This is a genomic window from Paucibacter sp. JuS9 (assembly GCF_044043925.2).
Lineage (GTDB): Bacteria > Pseudomonadota > Gammaproteobacteria > Burkholderiales > Burkholderiaceae_C > JAUASW01.
Map to the genome: position 1 here is coordinate 1,196,808 of NZ_CP194172.1, position 18,768 is coordinate 1,215,575.

An 18,768-nucleotide genomic window follows, 5' to 3' on the forward strand; every position below is an offset into this window, starting at 1 on the left:
CAGCTCGGCCCATGCCTTCATCGACAGCAATGCGGACCTGCTGCTGCAGAACCCGGTCATCGGCAATTCACAACAAGCTCAGACGAGCGCCCAGCCATGCCAAACGCCCCCTACGCCCCCGACGCCATCCTCGAACGCAGCCCTGAACAAGTCGTCCAGGCCCAGCTCGACGCTTACCGTGCCCGCGACCTGCAAGCCTGGCTTGCCACCTACGCCGAAGACGCCAGCCAGTACGAGCACCCGGGACGGCTGCTGGCGCGTGGCCATGCAGCCATGGGTGAAAGACTCGCTGTCCGCTTTACCGATCCTTGTCTGCAGGTTCGGCTGATCTCGCGCCGTGTGATCGGCAACTCGGTGATCGACCACGAGGAGATCCGTCGTCATTACGACAACGGCCTGGGCCGGGCCGAGATGCTGGCGATCTATGAGGTGCGCGACGGCCTGATCCAGGGCGCCACCTTTGTGTTCGGCGAGCCGCGCTATGACTGAAGATGCGTGATCAGACGCGATTCAAGGACATGCCCGAGGTGCTGCGCAGCCGCTCGATCAGCTTCGGCGCGATCTGCTGCAGCGGCAGCACTTCGTCGGCCGCGCCGGCCGCGATGGCCTCGCGCGGCATGCCGAACACCACGCAGGTGTTCTCGTCCTGGCAGTAGTTGTAGGAGCCGGCGTCCTTCATCACCTTCATGGCCTTGGCGCCGTCAGCGCCCATGCCGGTGAGCATGATGCCCAGCGCATTCGGGCCCACCACGCGGGCGGCGGAATGGAACAGCACCTCGACCGAAGGCTTGTGCCGGTTCACCGGCTCGCCGTCCTGCACGCGGGCGATGTAGTTGGCACCGGAGCGCTCAACGCTCAGATGGAAACCGCCCGGCGCGATGTAGCCGTGGCCGGGCAGGATGCGTTCGCCGTCGCTCGCTTCCTTCACGCGGATCTTGCACAGTCCGTCCAGGCGCGCCGCATAGCTCTTGGTGAAGCCGGGCGGCATGTGCTGGGTGATGACCACGGCCGGGCAGTCGGCAGGCAGGTTCACCAGCACGTCTTTCGTGGCTTCGGTGCCGCCGGTGGAGGCGCCGATGAAGATGATTTTCTCGGTCGACATGCGGCCGATGCTGGAAACAGTCACCGGCTTGGCCGGCGCTGCCGGCGCACCTGGCGCGGCGGCGGCCGCCGGCGCCGGTGCGACATGGCGGCGGATGTGCGCCTTGGAGGCGATGCGGATCTTGTCGGTGATGTCGTCGGCCAGCAGGCGGATGCCGTCTGCCACGCCGATCTTCGGTTTGGCCACGAAGTCGATGGCGCCCAGCTCCAGCGCCTTGAGCGTCACTTCGGCGCCGCGCTCGGTCAGCGTGGACACCATCACCACGGGCATCGGCCGCAGACGCATCAGGCGCGACAGGAAATCGAGCCCGTCCATCTTGGGCATCTCGACGTCCAGCGTGATCACGTCCGGGTTGAGATTGCGGATCATCTCGCGGGCCAGCAGCGGGTCGGCGGCGGCGCCGATGCAGACCATGTCCGGCTGGCGGTTGATGATCTCGGTCAGGATGCTGCGCACCAGCGCGGAATCGTCGACGACGACGACGGTGGTCTTGGCCATTTCTATTCTCTCTTTGCCGCGGATGCGGCCTAAAACAAGTCGACGGATCCCCCGGTGGCCACGACCGGCTGGGCTTTCTGGGCGGCGGCCCGGTCTTGCTGGACCAGGGCGTCGGTATTGGTGGGTGCCAGGCGCTTCACCATGGCCTTGCCGCTGTGCGGCAGGAAGCAGACCTTGCGCGGGTACACGTCCATCACGTCTTTCGAGACGATGGGGATGCGCTCAAGCTTCAGGAAGTCGATGACGAAGTTGGTGTTGCGCTCGCCGACATTGATGGTGTTCATGCCGGCAATGACGGCGCCGCCACCGAAGATCTTGGCTTCCATGCGGCTCTTGGAGGCGCCGCGCTTCATCATTTCGTTGATCAGCAGTTCCATGGCGAAGGAGCCATAGCGGCCCGAATCGCCCGTGCCCTCGGGCAGCATGAAGTGGTTCATGCCACCGATCTGCGCATGCCGGTCCCAGAGGCAGGCGGCGATGCAGGAGCCCAGCGTCGTCATCACGAGGATGTCCTCGTTGTCGACGAAGTATTCGCCCGGGAGGATCTTCACTGCCGCGTTCTTGAAGTGCGCGTCGTAGAAGAAGAACGAGGCCTCACCCTGCTTGCGCGACTGCGCCTTGAGCTGGGCTACGCGGGCGGCGCCGGCGCTGCTGGTGATCATGCCGGATGCGGCACCGGCGGAGGGCTGTGTGGTGCTCATCGGTGGGTTTCGGCTGGTTCGTGCTTGATTATTGAGCAGGCCGGCGTCAGACGCGCTCGTAAATGGTCTTGCCGCGCAGGCGGAACAGGTCCTTGGACTCGGTGAAGTTCTCCGAATGGCCGACGAACAGCAGGCCGCCCGGCTTCATCACACGGTGAATGCGCTCCAGCACCTTGCGCTGGGTGGGGCCGTCGAAATAGATCATCACGTTGCGGCAGAACACGATGTGAAAGGGGTCACCGAGCTGCCACTGCGTGTCCATCAGGTTCAGGGGGCGAAAGTCGATCCAGCGCGCCAGCTCGGGCTTGATGCGGATCTTGCCTTCGTTGGCGCCGGTGCCCTTGAGGAAGAAATTGCGCAGCCGCACGTGGTTGAGCCCGCGCGAATCGGCGCCATAGACGCCGCGGCGTGCTGTGTTCAGGACGTTGGTGTCGATGTCGCTGCAGATGATCTGCATCGGCGCGCTGGCCCCGAGTGCCTCGTGGCAGGTCATGGCGATGGAGTAGGGCTCTTCCCCCGTGGAGGCGGCGCAACACCAGATGCGGATCGGCCGGGCATTGATGGCCTTCAGGTCGTCGGCCAGCGCGTGGAAATGGTGGTCTTCGCGAAAGAAGGACGTGAGGTTGGTGGTCAGGCAGTTGACGAACTCCTGCCATTCGGCGGCACCTTGCGGGCCGCTGCTTTGCTCCAGCCATTGCAGGTAGCTGGCAAAGCTGTTGTGGCCGGTGTCGCGCAGGCGGCGCGACAGGCGGCTATAGACCATCGCCTGCTTGCCTTCATGCAAGCTGATGCCGGCGTGCTGGTAAATCAATTGGCGGACGCGATCAAAGTCGGCCTTGCTGAAGCTGAACTCGTGGTCGATCGACTCTGTGCTGGACGATCCGTTCGGGGCAGCGGGCATGTAGTGGGCTCTTTGACTTCTTCGGGCGCTGGCTCTGGCTGTCCAGCAGACCCTGCTGGGCGTTTGCCGTCTATTCTGCCCCCAAGCGGGTGGGGCGGGCCTGCAATCGAATGGGTGAAACTGCGGCTTGAATCACAATCCGTTTCCAGACATGCTGCCGGCTGTGGCGCTGCTAGACTGCCGCGACACGATAACAAGCGCCTTGAACAACCCCGCCACGCCACCGCTGATCGACGCCCGCCAACTGGCGCTCGACCCCGCCCTGCAACTGCTGCAGCAGGCCGGTGCCTTGCTGCCTGAGGCCGAGCCCTACAGTTCTGAATGGCTGCAAGGCGTGATCGACGCGCTTTGCGATCTCTCCAGCAAGGACGCCCTGACCGGCCTCGTGAACCGCCGCAGCTTCGAGATGGCGCTGTCGCGCGAAGTGGACCGCGTAGCCCGTTCAGGCGAGCCGGCGCTTTTGCTGGTTCTTGATATCGATCACTTCAAGGCCGTGAACGACACCCATGGCCACGCGGCCGGCGATCTGGTCATCCAGGCCGTGGCCCGCGCCATCGAGAGTGTCGTGCGGCCCATGGACACCGTGGCGCGCGTGGGTGGCGAAGAGTTCGCCATCATCCTGCCCAACTGCCCGAGCAGCTTTGGCCTCACGGTCGCCGAGCGCATGCGCGAGCAGGTGGCCGAGCTCAGGCTCGATGTATCGCCAAGCCAACGCATCGGCGTGACCATCAGCGTCGGTGGTGCCTTTGCGCCGCAATGGGTGCGTTCATCCTCTCTGCTGTGGATGGAGCGGGCCGACCGCCAGCTCTACCGCGCCAAGGCCGAGGGCCGCAACCGTACCTGCCTGGAAGCACAAATGGAATCGCTGGTGAGCGCCGAGGAAAAAGGCATGTTGTTTGCTGCATCGCAGCTTCAGGACGGCGAGTGAGCATGAGCGCAATTCCTGCCGCCCCCCCACGCACCGGCCGCAGCGGCGGCGCACGCACGCTGGCCGTCACCAGCGGCAAGGGTGGCGTTGGCAAGACCTTCGTCACCGCCAACCTGGCCGCAGCCCTGGCAGCTCGCGGCGAGCGTGTGCTGGTGCTGGATGCCGACCTCGGCCTGGCGAACCTGGACGTGGTGCTCAACCTGCACCCCAAGCTCACGCTGCACGACGTATTCACCGACAAGGCAACGTTGGATCAGGCCATCCTGCCGGCGCCGGGCGGCTTCTCGGTGCTGCTGGCCGGCTCCGGCATGGTGGAGTACTCGCGGCTCACGCCGGAAGTGCGGGACCGCCTGCTGTCGATCATCGACCAGGTCAAGCCGCGCTTTGACTGGGTGCTGCTGGATACGGGTGCCGGCATCTCCGACGTGGTGCTGTTTGCCGTGTCGCTGGCCACCGACGTAATGGTCGTGGCCACGCCCGAGCCGACATCGCTGACCGACGCCTACGCCACCATCAAGGTGCTTGCCACGCAGCAGGGCCGCCGCCAGGTGGGCCTGCTGGTCAATCAAGCCTCGCGCCTGGGTGAAGGCCGCGTGATCTGCGGCCAGTTGCAGCAGGTGCTGCAGCGTTTCGTTGGCCAGCAGCCGGGTCAGGCCTTCCGCCTCGACCTGCTGGGCGAGGTGCGCAACGACCCCACGGTTCGCCAGGCTGTCTTGAAGCGCCAGTTGCTGATCGAGCAGTACCCGGGCAGCGAGGCGGCACAAGGCGTCAAGGCGCTGGCCAATCGCCTGCTGACCTGAAACTCACCTCATGAGCGAAGAGAAAGCCGGCTCGCCGGCCACTGCCTTTGACTGGGTGGGCGGTGAAGTGGCCGTTCGCCAGCTGGTCGACCGCTTCTACGACCTGATGGACCTTGAAGCCGCCTACGCAGACCTGCGCGCCGTGCACCCGCCCACGCTGGACGGCTCACGCGACAAGCTGCATTGGTTTCTGTGTGGCTGGCTGGGCGGCCCGGACCACTACATCGAGCGCTTTGGCCACCCGCGGCTGCGAGCCAGGCACATGCCGTACAAAATCGGCATCCGCGAGCGCGACCAGTGGATGAATTGCATGCGCCAGGCCATGCTCGAATGTGAGCTGGACCCGGCGCTGCGCGAAAGGCTGGACGCGGCCTTCATGAACACCGCAGACTGGATGCGCAACGTCTAGGTATCCGGGCAGGCAAGGCCCGGATACCTTGGTCAGTCGGTCAGTCAGTCGATGCGGATATTGAACTCCTGCTCGAAGCGATGCTCGCCCGGGCATTCGTAGGTGTCACGCAAGGTGTTGGCGATGGCAGCCTGCAGGGTCCGTCGGGTCTTCGGGTCCATCACACCGCTGAGCACGGTGAACTCGGTGGCGGCCACCCGGCCGCCGCGGACCGTGGCCTGCACCCTGAAGAGCGCATCGCCCGCCCAGTTCACGGCCGGCAGATCCGGCCTGCCCATCTTCGTGCATACGAGGCCTGGATCGACCTTGCCGTTGACCACCGGAATTCCGGCCGGCGGCGCCACTGTGGGGCCTGCATGAGACGAACCCTCTCCCGTCTGAAGCGTGAGTTTGCCAGCGGTGCCGGGAGGTACTTCGGTGGGCGTGACGACGGTGAAATCCGGCGTCTCGATCACCTGCTGCTGGACCACGACCTGGCGGGTGGGGTCTTGCGGCTCCACGCGTGGCACGGGTGTCGGTGGGGGAGGCGGGTCCTCCTTGATCAGGCGCGCCTCTGTGATCCTGGGCTTGCTGTCGATGATGCCCCGCATCAACCCGCTGCTCAAACCGGCAATCATCAGCGCGTGAACCACGATCACCACGCCGATGCCGGTGAAGCGCGAAGCGCCTTGCGGTGGTTGTGCCATGTTCATTTGAAGCCTCCAGTCGGTGAGTGGACGAGTGCAATGGCAAGCAAACTGCAGGGCCAGACTAAGCCTGGATGCAAGGCGGCGCAAGCCTCCCCGAGGTGGGAGTTGGCGGCGTTAGCAACTGAGGGTTTCCAGCGGGTGCCGCGCGTCCCTCGGCGCGCTCAGAATCGTCGCTGCTGCTGAATCTGCTCAGGCCAGCAGCACCATCAGCGCGCCAGCACCACCATCGCTGGCCCGGGCCTGGACAAAGGCCAGCACCTCCACCTTCTGCACCAGCCAGCGTCGCACCCGCGACTTCAAGACCGGCTCCCGCCCGGGCGAGCCATGGCCTTTGCCGTGCACCACGCGCACGCAGCGCAGGCCGCGCCGCTTCGATTCATGGATGAAATGGCCCAGCGCCTCGCGCGCCTGGTCTCGGCGCAGGCCATGCAGGTCGAGCTGCGCCTGCAGCGCCCAATGGCCGCGGCGCAGCTTGCGCACGACTTCGATACTGATCTCGGGGCGACGGAAGGACAGCGTCTCGTCGGTCTCCAGGAGCGTCTCGACATCGAAGTCGTCTGACAAGGCCTGCAGGAGCACGGCGCGCTCGTCCGCCTCGCGCTGGCGCGGCTCGGGTGAGGGCGGTTCGATCAGATGCTCGTAGCGCTTGGCATCGGGAAGCGGCGTGACCGGGCCGATGGTGAGCTCGAAGATGCGCCTCTCCTGATCGGCCAGGCGGCGCGCGGCGGCGATGCGTTCCAGCCGCTCCTCTTCCAGCCGACGTCGCAGGTTGAGTTCGCGCTGCAATTCCTTCAGGTCGGCCAGGCCCAGCACTTCGCGCTTCACAGCAGCCCCCGCTCGGCAAAGGAGACCACGGCCGCCTGGCCGACCACCATGTGGTCCAGCACCCGCACGTCCAGCAGGCCCAGGGCATTCTTGAGACCTTGGGTGAGCAGCTCATCGGCCCGCGAGGGCTCGGCCACACCCGAGGGGTGGTTGTGGGCCAGGATCACGGCCGCCGCGCCCAGCTCCAGCGCCCGCTTGGCCACTTCCCTTGGGTAGACCGCGGTTTGCGTGAGCGTGCCGCGGAACAGCGTTTCCATGGCGATCAGCCGGTGCTGGGCGTCCAGAAACAGCACGGCAAACGCCTCATGGGCCAGGTCGCCCAGCTGCAGGCGGCAGTACTGCTTGACACGGTCGGGTGCATCGAAAACCGGCCGCAGCTGCAGCTCGCTGCGCAGTGAGCGGCGGGCAATCTCCAGCACGGCCGCGATTTCGGCCCGCTTGGCCGGGCCCAGGCCCTTGACCTTGGCGAGTGCGGGCAGGTCGGCGTTCAAGAGCCCCGGCCAGCCTCCGAATTCATCCAGCAGGCCTTGCGCCATCTGCAGCACCGGGCGACCGGGCAGGCCGGTGCGCAGGAGCAGGGCCAGCAGCTCTGAGTCGGCAAGCGCGCTGGCACCGCGGGCGAGCAGCTTCTCGCGCGGTCGGGCTTCTTTGGGGAGCTGGTCCAGGGGCATTGGAGGGCTATGGGGAAGGGCTAGCAAAGGGCACAGGCCCCGGGGCCTTAAAATCCGCGCAGTCTATCGAACCCCACATCTCCGTGAATCTCATTCAAGCCGGATCCTTCCTCACCTTGCACTACCGCCTGATCGGGCCGGATGGGGGCGATCTGATCAATACCTTCGACGACAAGCCGGCCACGCTCTCCATGGGCACGGGCGAGCTGGCTCCGGCCATCGAGGCCCGCCTTGTCGGCCTGCCCGAAGGCACCCGTACCACGCTGGCGCTGGCGCCGGGCGAGGCTTTTGGCGAGCGCAACGAAGAAATGATGCAGCGCGTGAAGCTGGCGCTTTTGCATGAGCTGGGCGACCCGGACGCCGAGTACACCGTGGGCGATGTGGTGCAGTTCCCCACGCCGGACGGCCAGGGCGGCTATGCCGGCCTGGTGCGCGAAGTCGGCGAAGACTGGCTGCTGATGGACTTCAACCATCCGCTTGCCGGCCAGCCCCTGAGCTTCGAAGTCCACGTGATCGGGGTGCTGTGATGCCAGGCAAGATCGAACCCCAGGAAATCGTGCTGGCCGAGCCGCGCGGCTTCTGCGCGGGCGTGGACCGGGCCATCGAGATCGTGGAGCGTGCGCTGCTGAAGTTCGGTGCCCCGATCTATGTGCGCCACGAGATCGTGCACAACACGTATGTGGTCAACGACCTGAAGGCCCGCGGCGCCATCTTCATCGAAGACCTGGCCGAAGTGCCTTCTGGCGCCACCCTGGTGTTCAGCGCCCACGGCGTGAGCCAGGCCGTGCGCAAGGAAGCTGCCGAGCGCGGCTTCCAGGTCTTTGATGCCACCTGCCCGCTGGTCACCAAGGTGCATGTGGAAGTGGCCAAGCTGCGCAAGGAAGGCTACGAATTCATCATGATCGGCCACAAGGGGCATCCCGAGGTCGAAGGCACCATGGGCCAGTTGAGCGAAGGCATCTACCTGGTCGAAGAGACCGAAGATGTGCCGCATGTGCGGGTCAGCAATCCCGCCAAGCTGGCCGTGGTCACGCAGACCACGCTGAGCGTGGACGACGCGGCCGAGATCCTCGACGCGGTGAAGAAGCACTTCCCGCAGGTGCGCGAGCCCAAGAAGCAGGACATCTGCTACGCCACGCAGAACCGGCAGGACGCGGTGAAGGTACTGGCGCCGCAGGTCGATGTGGTCGTCGTGGTGGGCAGCCCCACCAGCTCCAACAGCAACCGCCTGCGCGAACTGGCCGAGCGCCTGGGCACGCCGGCCTTCATGGTCGATGCGGCCGAAGACCTGATGCCCGAGTGGCTGGAAGGCCGCAGCCGCGTAGGCCTGACCGCCGGCGCCTCGGCGCCCGATGTGCTGGTGCAAGCCGTGATCGAACGACTGCGCGCCCTGGGTGCCACCGCCGTGCGCAAGCTCGATGGCGTGGAAGAGCATGTTCGCTTCCCGCTGCCGCTGGGCCTGGGCGACAAGTCCATGGCCGAGCTCTCATCCTCCCGATCCTGATCCTGGCGACGCTTCGATAGACAGCGGCGCCCCCCTGTGGCGCCGTTTTCATGCTCTCTAGAATCCCGCGAAGAAATACCAAGGAATACCCATGCTAGACATCAGCCTGCTGCGCAAGGACCTCGACGCCGTCGTCGCCCGTCTGCAGACCCGCAAGAACCCGCAAGCCTTCCTCGACGTGGCCCGCTTCTCCGAGCTGGAGACCGATCGCCGCAACGTGCAGATGCGAACCGAAGAACTGCAGGCGCGCCGCAACAGCCTGTCCAAGCAGATCGGCATGGCCAAGGGCAAGGGCGAAGACGCCAGCGCCCTGATGGCCGAGGTCGGTGGCGTCGGCGACGAGCTCAAGGCCAGTGCCGAGCGCCTGGACGTGATCCAGATCGAGCTCAACACCATGCTGATGAGCGTGCCCAACCTGCCGCATGAAAGCGTGCCGGTTGGCAGCGACGAATCGGGCAACGTGGAAGTGCGCCGCTGGGGAACGCCACGTTCATTCGACTTCGAGTTGCGCGACCACGTGGACATTGGCGCGCCGCTGGGCCTGGACTTCGAGACCGGTGCCAAGCTTTCGGGCTCGCGCTTCAGCTTCCTCAAGGGTCCGATGGCCAAGCTGCACCGCGCGCTCGCCCAGTTCATGCTGGACGTGCAGAGCAACGAGCATGGCTACACCGAGTGCTACACGCCTTACATCGTCAACCGCGAGGTGCTCGAAGGCACGGGCCAGCTGCCCAAGTTCAAGGAAGACATGTTCTGGGTGCTGCGCGGCGGCGACGAAGAGCAGGTCGAGCAGTACCTGATCTCGACCTCGGAAATCTCTTTGACCAACACCGTGCGTGAGCAGGTGCTGGATGCGGCCACGCTGCCGATCAAGCTGACGGCCCACAGCCCTTGCTTCCGCTCGGAAGCGGGCAGTGCAGGGCGCGACACCCGCGGCATGATCCGCCAGCATCAGTTCGACAAGGTCGAGATGGTGCAGGTCACGCACCCGGAGAAGAGCTACGAGGCGCTGGAAGAGATGGTCGGCCATGCTGAAGCCATCCTGCAAAAGCTCGGCCTGCCGTATCGCGTGATGGCCCTGTGCACGGGCGACATGGGTTTTGGCGCCGCCAAGACCTATGACCTCGAGGTATGGGTGCCGGCTCAAGGTGTCTATCGCGAGATCAGTTCCTGCTCGAACTGCGAGGGCTTCCAGGCCCGACGCATGCAGACGCGCTTCAAGAACGCGCAGGGCAAGAACGAGCTGGTGCACACCCTGAACGGCTCCGGCCTGGCCGTGGGCCGCGCCCTCGTTGCAGTGCTTGAAAACTACCAGAACGCCGATGGCAGCGTGACCGTGCCCGAGGTGCTGCGCCCCTATCTCGGCGGCGTGGAAATTTTGCGCGCCTGATTGCTGAGGCTCGAAAAAGTCCGCTATACTTGCGGGCTTGACTCGCTGAAGACCACGCGAGTGCCGAACCTGGAGAGGTGGCAGAGTGGTCGAATGTACCTGACTCGAAATCAGGCGTACCGCAAGGTACCGTGGGTTCGAATCCCACCCTCTCCGCCAAGAAGTAAGAAAAGCCGGGCCTCAGCGCCCGGCTTTTTCTTTTGCTCACCAATCCGTGTCGGCAGATTGAGTGCGAGCTGCGCCATCTCACCGCTATCACCTGGACCGTTTTGCTGGCACCTTCGCCCTGTCGACTGACGGCGGCGAGTCACGCGCTGCGAATCGCGGCCTTGTCGCCGTGGTCGCCCCCATTCAAGCCGAACTAGAGGTTCTGGTGCAAGGTGGTCCAGCCGTGGTTGTCTTTGGCGGGCTCGTGTATCCACCGGCCATTGGGGGTAAACCATCCCCCACCAAATGACGATGTCGGCTGTTCGCATCGGCGGGCACAGTGCGCCTCTTGCGGCAGTTGTCATGCCGTGCAGGAGCAGTCAATGCATTTCGCTGAAGTCGACGCAGGGGACTACCGGATCTACGCCGGAGCGATCGAAAAACCCCGTTCCTACGGCTACATCGCCGCCGTGGTGGTGATGCGGGTCCGGGGTGAGAAACCCCGGCGCGAGGCCTACAGGGAGGAGTCGCTGGCCGGCGGCTTTGCCTGGTCCAGCCCTGACGAGGCCTTGCGCTTCGCGGTCAACGCCGGTCGCGACGTGGTGATGTGCGGGTCGGGCGCCTGATCAAGGTCTGATGTAAGCGAAACCCTGGCGCTGCAGCTTGGCCAGGCGGACCACGCCGGAGGGCGTGAACTGCGCCTCGGCGATGAACTGCTCCTTCTTCAGGTTGCGGTTCTTCAGGGTGATTTCGCAGACCTCGAATTTCACGCCACGGCCCACCAGCTCCTGCACGGCGATCTCGTAGGGGTTGCCGTTGCGGTCCTTGGCGTCCTGCATCAGGAAGTCCACGCCCTGGGCATGCGCTACCACGGTGATCCTGGCCGTGGGGTCGGTGTCCAGGTGGTTCTTGATATTGCGCAGGCCACCGAGCGACTGTGTTGCGGTGTCACTGAGGTGGTAGACCACCTGATCGGGGCCGGTCCCCTGGGCATGGGCGGCGCCAAGGGGCAGCAGGGCCGGGACTGCCATGGCGGCCACGCCCATCAAGCCAACAAGGAATTTGCGCTTCGTCATCGTTCGCTCCTGGTGAGATGTGCGCATTGTGCGTCGCCTCTCAAGGGTCGCAAACCGTCGTTCGTCGCCTGAGCGGGTTCCAACCCTTGGAGGGGCCGCGGGCAGTCGTTAGGCTGTCGCCCATGACGATTGGTTCTTCCCTCATTCCGCCTCAGCCCAGCCATGGCGAAGCCTGGCGAGGCTTTGTTGCCTCGCTGTCGGCCCGCCGTGTCGCCCTGGCCCTGGCCCTGGGTGCGTTGGCCGCCGTCCTGCTCGACCCGATCTTCATCACGCCACTGACGGTGCTGCTGGGGCGCACCTTGTTCGTGGCCCTCCTGGGCCTGCTGGCATTCTCGGCCGTGGGCCAATGGCCGCGCAGCCTGCCGCGCTGGCTGGCGCGCTGGTTCCTGCAGGTGGTGGCAGTGGCGCTCACCGTGCCGCTGGCCACCTTGCTGGTCTATCTGGTCTCGGTCGGTGGCGACCTGGCGGCGCTGTGGCGCAGCGAAGGCCGCGTGCTGGGTTTTCTGTGGATTGCCGGCTCGGGCCTGTTTGTGGCGCCCCTGCTGGCCATGGGCGCGCTGTATCGGCAGCGCGATACCGAAGCGCGCAACGAGGCTCTGCGTTTCGAGCTGGAGCGCAGCGAGCTGGAGCGCCGGGCCCTGGACGCAAGGCTGCGGTTGCTGCAGGCCCAGGTCGAGCCGCATTTTCTCTTCAACACCCTGGCCAATATCCGTGCGCTGGTTGAAACCGGCTCGCCGCAGGCCGCTCCGGTGCTGCGCAGCCTGATCAGCTATCTGCGCGCCGCCATGCCGCGGCTGCATGACGAAACCTCCAACCTGAGCGACGAGCTTGGCCTGGTGCGGGCCTACCTGGAGCTCATGCACCTGCGCATGCCAGACCGGCTCAGCTATTCCATCGAAGTGCCTCAGGGCTTGCAGCGCCTGCGCTTCCCGCCGATGGCCTTGCTGACCCTGGTCGAGAACGCGGTGCGCCATGGCATCGACCCCAGCGAGGTGGGCGGACGCATCGAGCTGGGCGGTGAACAGCTCGAGAACGGCCGCGTGAGGATCTGGTGCAGCGACAGCGGCGTGGGACTGACCCAGTCCATCGGCTCCGGCACCGGCCTGCGAAACTTGCGCGAGCGTCTGCAGATGTTCTATGGCGGCGGGTCGCGGCTGGACCTGACCGAGAACCAGCCACATGGCTTGCGCGCCGAAATCGAGTTCAAGCCATGAGTTCAGCCCACCAGCCTACTGCGCTCATCGCCGACGACGAACCGCTGCTGCGTGACAGCCTGGCCCGCTCCCTGGCCCAGACCTGGCCGGAGCTACGCATCGTGGCGCAGGCCCGCAACGGGCGCGAGGCGGTGGAGCTGTTCGAGCAGCACCAGCCCGACATCGTCTTCCTCGACGTGCACATGCCCGGCCTGAACGGCGTGGAAGCTGCACGCCAGATCGGCCGGCGCGCGCAGGTGGTCTTTGTGACTGCGTATGAGCAGTACGCCGTCCAGGCTTTCGAGCAGGGCGCGCTGGATTACCTGGTCAAGCCCTATGAGGATGCCCGGCTCGAGGACACGGTGACCCGCTTGCGTGAGCGCCTGGCAGGCCGGCCGCCTGCAGTGTCAGCCTCGCCGATGAGCAGCAGCCAGCTGGAAGCAGCGATTGAGCAATTGGCCGATGTCTTGCGCCGCCCCTCGGTGGCGTCAGCCTCGGGCGGTGGTGGCTATCTGCAGTGGCTGCGGGCCTCGGTGGGTCAGACGCTGAAGCTGATACCGGTCGACCAGGTTGATTTCCTGCGCTCGGACGAGAAATACACGCTGGTGGTGTGGGCCGAGGGCGAGGCCTTGATACGGATGTCGATCCGCGAGCTGATGGAGCAGCTGGACCCGAAGTACTTTGCCCAGGTCCACCGCTCGGTGGTGGTGAACCTGCGCTCGGTCAGCCACCTGACCCGGGGCCTGAACGAGACGGCCGACATCCATCTGCGCGGCCGCACCGAGGTGCTGCCGGTCAGCCGCAGCTACCTGCACCTGTTCCGGCAGATGTAGAAAAGCTGGTCAGCCGCCGCTGGGTCGGCCGGTGATGACCACTTTTTCCAGCTGCCAGACGGTGACGCCCACCTCGACCACCTTGATCATGACGAGGGTCGCCAGGATGACCACGGCCACCATCAGCGTGGTGTGCAGGGCGCTGTCCGAGAAACGGTGCAGATAGCTCTTTTTCCCGGGAAGGCGTTCGCGCCAGTGGCGGGCAACGGCGACAAGGCTCTTGCTGTTCATTTTGAGCTCCTGGCTGCGGGCCGCCGCAGCGGCGACCTCACAGCACAAGTCTAGGTGCCCATTCGAGCCGCTTCCAGGCCGGTCAGACTCAGTAAATTGCCTCCGGTCGCGCGATTGCGGGTCAGATCGCGTTCGTGCGCTCGTTCAGCCAGGCCAGCGCAGCGCCCTGAACCAGCGGGCTCAAGCGGCGGCGCACCTCGGCGTGGTAGCTGTTGAGCCAGGCCTTTTCGTCCTCGCGCATCAAGGTCAGGTCGATGCAGCGGGTGTCGATCGGGCACAGCGTCAGCGTCTCGAAGGCCAGCATGTCGCCGAACTGACCCTTTTCGGGCGTGTCGAGCGCCACGTTGAGCACCAGGTTCTCGATCCGCACGCCCCATTGGCCCGGGCGGTAGATGCCGGGCTCGATGGAAGTGATCATGCCGACTTCCATCGCCATGGTCGCTTCCGGCATCGCCTTGGAGATGCTTTGCGGGCCTTCGTGCACATTCATGAAATAGCCGACACCGTGGCCGGTGCCGTGGCCGTAATCGATGCCTTGCTCCCACAGCGGGGCGCGGGCAATGGCGTCCAGCATCGGGCTCAGGGTGCCGCGCGGGAAACAGGTGCGCGACAAGGCCAGCGTGGCCTTGAGCACCAGCGTGTAGTCGCGCTTCTGCGCGGCGCTGACGGTGCCGATGGGCCAGACGCGGGTGATGTCGGTTGTGCCGCCGAGGTACTGGCCGCCGGAGTCGATCAGCAAGAGGCCATTGCCCTTGATCTCGCTGTGCGATTCATCGGTGGCGCGGTAGTGAGGCAGGGCGCCATTGGCATTGAAGCCGGCGATGGTGTTGAAGCTCAGGCCCTTGAAGCCCGGGCGGCGGGCGCGGGCGGCGCTCAGGTGCTCGTCCACCGTCAGCTCGGTGATGCGCTCACCAGCCGCGAAGGCGGCTTCAAACCAGGCGTAGAACTCGCACATGGCCGCGCCGTCCTGCTCCATCGCTTCGCGTACGTAAGCGGCTTCGTCAGCGGTCTTGCGGCTCTTGGCCAGGGTGCTCGGGTTGATGGCTTCGATCACGCGCACGCCGGAGGCCACGGCTTCACGCAGGCCCAGTGTCACGCGCTTGGGGTCGACCAGCAGCACAGCCGAGGCGGGCAGGGCGCCGAGCGCCGCCGGTGTCTGCTCGTAGGCGGCGATGGTCACGCCGTCTGCAGCCAGGCGGGCTTGCAGGGCCGCGTCGATCTTGCCTGGCGCCAGGAACAGCGTGGCCTTCTCGCCGTCCAGCAGCAGGTGGGCCATGAAAACCGGGTTGTAGGTGACATCGGCGCCGCGCAGATTGAGCAGCCAGGCCACGTCGTCTACCGTGGAAATGAAATGGTGGGTGGCGCCGCGAGCGGCCGCGGCGGCACGCACATGGGCGAGCTTGTCCTTGCGACTCACGCTGGCCTGCGGCGGCAGGTGCTCGAACACGGCCGCTGTGGGCAGTCCGGCGCGGTCTTCCCAGGCACTGGCGATCACGTCGACCGTGGTGTTCAGGTTCAGACCGGCGGCTTGCAGTGCGCTGCGGATCTGGTGAGCCAGGGCCAGGCCCAGCACCTGACCATCCACCGCAACTGTGTCGCCGGCCTTGAGGTTCTCGACCATCCAGTCGATGTAGTTGGAAGCCGCGGCCGACATGACCTTGACCAGCGTGATGCCGGTGCCGGCCAGCTCGGTTTCGGCCTGGCTCCAGTAGCGGCTGTCGGCAAACAGCGCAGCGCCGTCAAGCGTCACGACCAGGGTGGCCACCGAGCCCGTGAAGCCCGAGGCCCATTGACGGCCTTGCCAGCGGTCGGGCAGGTATTCGGAGAGGTGCGGGTCGGCCGAGGGAATCAGCGCGGCTTGGCAGCCGTTGGCGCGCAGGGCGTCGCGGATTTTCTCCAGGCGCAGCGTGATCGTGTGGGTGCGGGTGTCCATGTCGGCGCTCTCTCCAGGGCTTTTGGCTTCGGGGCGAAAGGCGACGATTTTTGCGAGATCGCCGCCTTTGATGAAAGGCGACGATTTTTGCGAAATCGCAGCTTTCACAGAAAGCTGCGATTTTCCTATAGCTCGGTGCGCAGTGCCCAAAGTTCAGGAAACAAGACCACATCCAGCATCTTGCGCAGGTAGCTGACGCCGCCCGTGCCTCCGGTGCCGCGCTTGAAACCGATGACCCGCTCGACGGTGGTGACATGGCGGAAACGCCAGAGGCGAAACGCGTCTTCCAGGTCTACGAGCTCCTCGCCCATCTGGTACAGGTCCCAGTGGTTCTTGGGATCGCGGTAAACCGAAAGCCAGCCAGCCTTCACGTCTTCGCTCATGGCATAGGCCTGCGTCCAGTCGCGCTGGGTGTGGCTCTCAGGCATGGCGATGCCGCGGCGTGCCATCAGGCGCAGCACCTCGTCGTACAGCGAGGGCGACTGGTAGGCCGCCTGCACCTGGTTGAGCAGGTCGGGCCGGTGCGCGTGGGGCTTGAGCATGGCCGGGTTCTTGTTCCCCAGCAAGAATTCGATCTCGCGGTACTGCCAGCTCTGGAAGCCGCTGCTGTTGGAGAGATAGGGCCGTATTGCCGTGTACTCGGGCGGCGTCATCGTGGAGAGAACGTCCCAGGCATGCACCAACTGCTCCATGATGCGCGACACCCGTGCCAGCATCTTGAAGGCTTCGGGCAACTGGTCGGAAGCCACGCAGGCCACGGCGCCATGCAGCTCGTGCAGCATCAGCTTCATCCACAGCTCCGAGGTCTGGTGCTGGATGATGAAGAGCATCTCGTTGTGCTCGGGGGAGAGCGGCTTCTGCGCGGAGAGGATCTGGCCCAGCTGCAGATAGTCGCCGTAGCTCATGTCCTTGGAGAAGTCGAGCTGCGCCCCTTCTTCCTTGACAATGCTTTCAGTGGGGTGGTGTGGGCAGCTCATGTCACGGCGCCTTGCTGGTGGAACTCAGGGCGGCGCCATTCTTCGCTGGCGAGCACCGCATGCAGATGCTCGACAGCGTCGAACACCTCGGCATAGCCGATGTAGAGCGGCGTGAAGCCGAAACGCAGGATGTGCGGTACCTGCTCCAGGCGCCTCGGGTCGCCCGCGCGGAAGTCGCCGATCACGCCGCGGGCGATCAGGGCTTGCATCACGGCATAGCCGGCTTCCTGCAGCGGCGCCGCGAGGCTGAGGCAGACCTGGCTGCCGCGCTGGGACGCTTCGCGCGGGGAAGACAGACGAATGCCCAAGGACGCGCAGCGCGCCTCAGCGAGCTCGATGAAGAGCTCGCACAGCGCCACCGACTTCTTGCGCAAGGCGGCCATGCCGCCCAGGGCTTCGGCCGCCAGCACGGTGTCGACACCGCATTCCAGCGCCGCGGTCGAGAGGATGGCCGGTGTGCCCGCGATGTAGCGCCGGATGCCCGGTGCAGGCTGGTAGTTCGGCGTGAACTGGAAAGGCGCCGCATGGCCCAGCCAGCCCGACAGCGGTTGCCAGAAGCGCTCCGCATGCTTCGGATTCACCCACACGAACGCCGGCGCGCCAGGGCCGCCGTTCAGATACTTGTAGCCGCAGCCCACGGCAAAGTCGGCCCGTGCGCCGCTCAGGTCCACCTCATGCGCGCCGGCGGAATGGGCCAGATCCCAGATCACCAACGCACCCGCGGCATGGGCTGCGGCGGTCACTGCGGCCATGTCGTGCATGAAGCCGCTGCGGTAGTTGACCTGGGTGAGCATGAGCACGGCCAGGTCGCCATTCAGCGCGGCCGGCAGTTCGTCGACCGAGTCGATCAGTTTCAGCTCGGCGCCATGCTGACGGGCCAGGCTTTCAGCGATGTAGAGGTCGGTCGGGAAGTTGCTGCGCTCGGAGACGATCAGTCGACGTCTTGGCGCATCGGCACGGGCCATCTGCAGCGCGGCCGACAAGACCTTGTAGAGGTTCAAGGACGTGGAATCAGCCACCACGCATTCGCCAGGCTTGGCGCCGATCAGGCGGCCAATCTTGTCGCCGATGCGGCCGGGCAGGTCGATCCAGCCGGCCGTATTCCAGCTCTTGATCAGGTCCTGGCCCCATTCCCTCTGCATCACCTCCTGCACGCGGCTGGCTGTAGCGCGCGGGAGCACGCCAAGGGAATTGCCGTCGAGGTAGATCACGCCTGGTGGCAGGTCGAACTGGTGGCGCAGCTCGCGCAGGGTGTCTTCGTCGTCGAGGACCTGGCAGTCCTGTCTTGTTCTTGTCATCTTCGTCATCACAGTTCTCTCAAGACCGCGCGCACCGGCGAAGCGCAGGCACCGGCCAGTTTCAGGGGCAGGGCGATCAACTCGTAGTCGCCTTCGGGTACTTCATCCAGCACCAGGTTCTCCAGCACACGCAGCTTCAGCCGCAGGAGCTGCTGATGACTGGGAAGCAGCTTGCTGCTGGCGGGGTCGACCGAGGGCGTGTCCAGGCCGATCAACTGCACGCCTTGTGCGGCCAGCCATGCCACCGTCTCCGGCGCATAGGCCGTGAAGTCGGGGTTCCAGGCGGTGTCGGCCTGTTTGCAGCAACGCACCAGCACGCGCGGCGGCAAGTTGGCGGCCGCGTGATGCAGGTGCTCGATGCGGATCAGCGGGCCGCAGTCGATCGCATGGATCACGCGGCAGGGGCCGAGGTAGGCATTCAGGTCGACCTCGGCCGCACTCGGCTCGTCATTGCCGTAGTGCAAGGGCGCATCGGCATGGGCACCGACATGCGACGACATCGTGATCGCGCTGAGGTTGACCGGGCAGTCGGGCGACAGCCGCGCGGTCCAGCGCAGTGAATAGGGCTCGTCACCGGGAAATATCGGCGCTTCGGACGAAACGGTGGGCGAGATGTCCCAGAGGCGTGGCATGGCAGGCAGGCAGGCAGGGGAGATTAAATTCGG

General features: G+C 65.6%; 22 protein-coding genes and 1 tRNA gene. 11 read left to right on the plus strand and 12 right to left on the minus strand.

Annotated features, from left to right (window positions below; genetic code table 11):
- Positions 1-96 precede the first annotated feature (96 nt).
- Entirely contained in the window at positions 97-489 is a 393-nt protein-coding gene (locus ABT392_RS05275; protein WP_395386412.1) for a nuclear transport factor 2 family protein, read from the plus strand.
- A 10-nt stretch (positions 490-499) separates the two neighbouring features.
- Here the strand turns inward: ABT392_RS05275 and ABT392_RS05280 are convergent, their stop codons facing one another.
- Genes ABT392_RS05280 through ABT392_RS05290 form a run of 3 tightly spaced genes read right to left on the minus strand, consistent with a single transcriptional unit; the run spans position 500 to position 3,202 of the window.
- Positions 500-1,600 (minus strand): protein-glutamate methylesterase/protein-glutamine glutaminase, encoded by a 1,101-nt coding sequence (locus ABT392_RS05280; protein WP_395386411.1) that lies wholly within the window; start codon positions 1,598-1,600, stop codon positions 500-502.
- A gap of 29 nt (positions 1,601-1,629) precedes the next feature.
- Positions 1,630-2,301: a chemoreceptor glutamine deamidase CheD gene (gene cheD / locus ABT392_RS05285; RefSeq protein ID WP_395386410.1), complete on the minus strand. Its 672-nt coding sequence runs from the start codon at positions 2,299-2,301 to the stop codon at positions 1,630-1,632.
- Positions 2,302-2,347: 46 nt separating this feature from the next.
- Positions 2,348-3,202, minus strand: coding sequence for a CheR family methyltransferase (locus ABT392_RS05290; protein ID WP_334277271.1), 855 nt, complete (start codon positions 3,200-3,202; stop codon positions 2,348-2,350).
- A 202-nt stretch (positions 3,203-3,404) separates the two neighbouring features.
- On the opposite strand from ABT392_RS05290, the gene ABT392_RS05295 reads away from it, so the two are divergent.
- The 3 genes from ABT392_RS05295 to ABT392_RS05305 are packed head-to-tail and all read left to right on the plus strand — an operon-like array spanning position 3,405 to position 5,339.
- On the plus strand, positions 3,405-4,130 hold the full coding sequence (locus tag ABT392_RS05295) for a GGDEF domain-containing protein (RefSeq protein ID WP_334277270.1): 726 nt from the start codon (positions 3,405-3,407) through the stop codon (positions 4,128-4,130).
- Between the two features lie 2 nt (positions 4,131-4,132).
- Positions 4,133-4,930 (plus strand): MinD/ParA family protein, encoded by a 798-nt coding sequence (locus ABT392_RS05300; RefSeq protein ID WP_334277269.1) that lies wholly within the window; start codon positions 4,133-4,135, stop codon positions 4,928-4,930.
- A 10-nt stretch (positions 4,931-4,940) separates the two neighbouring features.
- Positions 4,941-5,339 carry a group II truncated hemoglobin gene (locus ABT392_RS05305; protein ID WP_334277268.1) on the plus strand — a complete coding sequence of 133 codons (399 nt, stop codon included), beginning with the start codon at positions 4,941-4,943 and terminating at the stop codon, positions 5,337-5,339.
- Positions 5,340-5,383: 44 nt separating this feature from the next.
- Here the strand turns inward: ABT392_RS05305 and ABT392_RS05310 are convergent, their stop codons facing one another.
- From ABT392_RS05310 to radC, 3 genes are all read right to left on the minus strand, one after another.
- Positions 5,384-6,031, minus strand: coding sequence for a hypothetical protein (locus ABT392_RS05310; protein WP_395386409.1), 648 nt, complete (start codon positions 6,029-6,031; stop codon positions 5,384-5,386).
- 186 nt (positions 6,032-6,217) lie between these two features.
- Positions 6,218-6,853 carry a Smr/MutS family protein gene (locus tag ABT392_RS05315; protein ID WP_334277266.1) on the minus strand — a complete coding sequence of 212 codons (636 nt, stop codon included), beginning with the start codon at positions 6,851-6,853 and terminating at the stop codon, positions 6,218-6,220.
- Complete coding sequence (gene radC, locus ABT392_RS05320) at positions 6,850-7,524, minus strand: RadC family protein (RefSeq protein WP_334277265.1); 675 nt, start codon at positions 7,522-7,524, stop codon at positions 6,850-6,852. Before radC ends, ABT392_RS05315 begins: the two co-directional genes overlap by 4 nt.
- Before the next feature lie 83 nt (positions 7,525-7,607).
- Here radC and ABT392_RS05325 point away from each other — a divergent pair, with 83 nt between their 5' ends.
- The 5 genes from ABT392_RS05325 (at position 7,608) to ABT392_RS05345 (ending at position 11,188) form a co-directional block, all read left to right on the plus strand.
- A complete protein-coding gene (locus ABT392_RS05325; RefSeq protein WP_334277264.1) occupies positions 7,608-8,051 on the plus strand; it encodes an FKBP-type peptidyl-prolyl cis-trans isomerase in 444 nt (147 codons plus the stop codon).
- Complete coding sequence (gene ispH, locus ABT392_RS05330) at positions 8,051-9,028, plus strand: 4-hydroxy-3-methylbut-2-enyl diphosphate reductase (protein WP_395386408.1); 978 nt, start codon at positions 8,051-8,053, stop codon at positions 9,026-9,028. The genes ABT392_RS05325 and ispH overlap by 1 nt, the downstream gene beginning before the upstream one ends.
- 91 nt (positions 9,029-9,119) lie before the next feature.
- Positions 9,120-10,415, plus strand: a complete 1,296-nt coding sequence (gene serS / locus ABT392_RS05335; protein ID WP_395386407.1) for a serine--tRNA ligase — start codon at positions 9,120-9,122, stop codon at positions 10,413-10,415.
- Between the two features lie 71 nt (positions 10,416-10,486).
- A tRNA-Ser gene (locus ABT392_RS05340) sits at positions 10,487-10,574 on the plus strand.
- Positions 10,575-10,945: 371 nt separating this feature from the next.
- Positions 10,946-11,188, plus strand: coding sequence for a hypothetical protein (locus ABT392_RS05345; protein WP_334277261.1), 243 nt, complete (start codon positions 10,946-10,948; stop codon positions 11,186-11,188).
- Here ABT392_RS05345 and ABT392_RS05350 read toward each other — a convergent pair whose 3' ends face one another.
- Complete coding sequence (locus ABT392_RS05350; RefSeq protein WP_395386406.1) at positions 11,189-11,638, minus strand: DsrE family protein; 450 nt, start codon at positions 11,636-11,638, stop codon at positions 11,189-11,191. It abuts the gene before it with no gap.
- 122 nt (positions 11,639-11,760) lie between these two features.
- Between ABT392_RS05350 and ABT392_RS05355 the strand changes: the two genes are divergently transcribed.
- Both ABT392_RS05355 and ABT392_RS05360 read left to right on the plus strand, forming a co-directional pair.
- Complete coding sequence (locus tag ABT392_RS05355) at positions 11,761-12,852, plus strand: sensor histidine kinase (RefSeq protein ID WP_334277259.1); 1,092 nt, start codon at positions 11,761-11,763, stop codon at positions 12,850-12,852.
- Complete coding sequence (locus ABT392_RS05360) at positions 12,849-13,664, plus strand: LytR/AlgR family response regulator transcription factor (protein ID WP_395386405.1); 816 nt, start codon at positions 12,849-12,851, stop codon at positions 13,662-13,664. The genes ABT392_RS05355 and ABT392_RS05360 overlap by 4 nt, the downstream gene beginning before the upstream one ends.
- A 9-nt stretch (positions 13,665-13,673) precedes the next feature.
- On the opposite strand, the gene ABT392_RS05365 is transcribed toward ABT392_RS05360, so the two are convergent.
- The 5 genes from ABT392_RS05365 to kynB all read right to left on the minus strand — a co-directional run bounded on the left by ABT392_RS05365 (position 13,674) and on the right by kynB (position 18,735).
- Positions 13,674-13,895, minus strand: a complete 222-nt coding sequence (locus ABT392_RS05365) for a hypothetical protein (protein ID WP_334277257.1) — start codon at positions 13,893-13,895, stop codon at positions 13,674-13,676.
- A 121-nt stretch (positions 13,896-14,016) separates the two neighbouring features.
- On the minus strand, positions 14,017-15,828 hold the full coding sequence (locus tag ABT392_RS05370) for an aminopeptidase P family protein (RefSeq protein ID WP_395386404.1): 1,812 nt from the start codon (positions 15,826-15,828) through the stop codon (positions 14,017-14,019).
- 125 nt (positions 15,829-15,953) lie between these two features.
- Positions 15,954-16,805, minus strand: a complete 852-nt coding sequence (gene kynA, locus ABT392_RS05375; protein WP_395386403.1) for a tryptophan 2,3-dioxygenase — start codon at positions 16,803-16,805, stop codon at positions 15,954-15,956.
- Positions 16,802-18,103, minus strand: coding sequence for a kynureninase (gene kynU / locus ABT392_RS05380; protein ID WP_395386857.1), 1,302 nt, complete (start codon positions 18,101-18,103; stop codon positions 16,802-16,804). The genes kynA and kynU overlap by 4 nt, the downstream gene beginning before the upstream one ends.
- 8 nt (positions 18,104-18,111) lie before the next feature.
- A complete protein-coding gene (gene kynB / locus ABT392_RS05385; protein WP_395386402.1) occupies positions 18,112-18,735 on the minus strand; it encodes an arylformamidase in 624 nt (207 codons plus the stop codon).
- Positions 18,736-18,768: the final 33 nt, after the last annotated feature.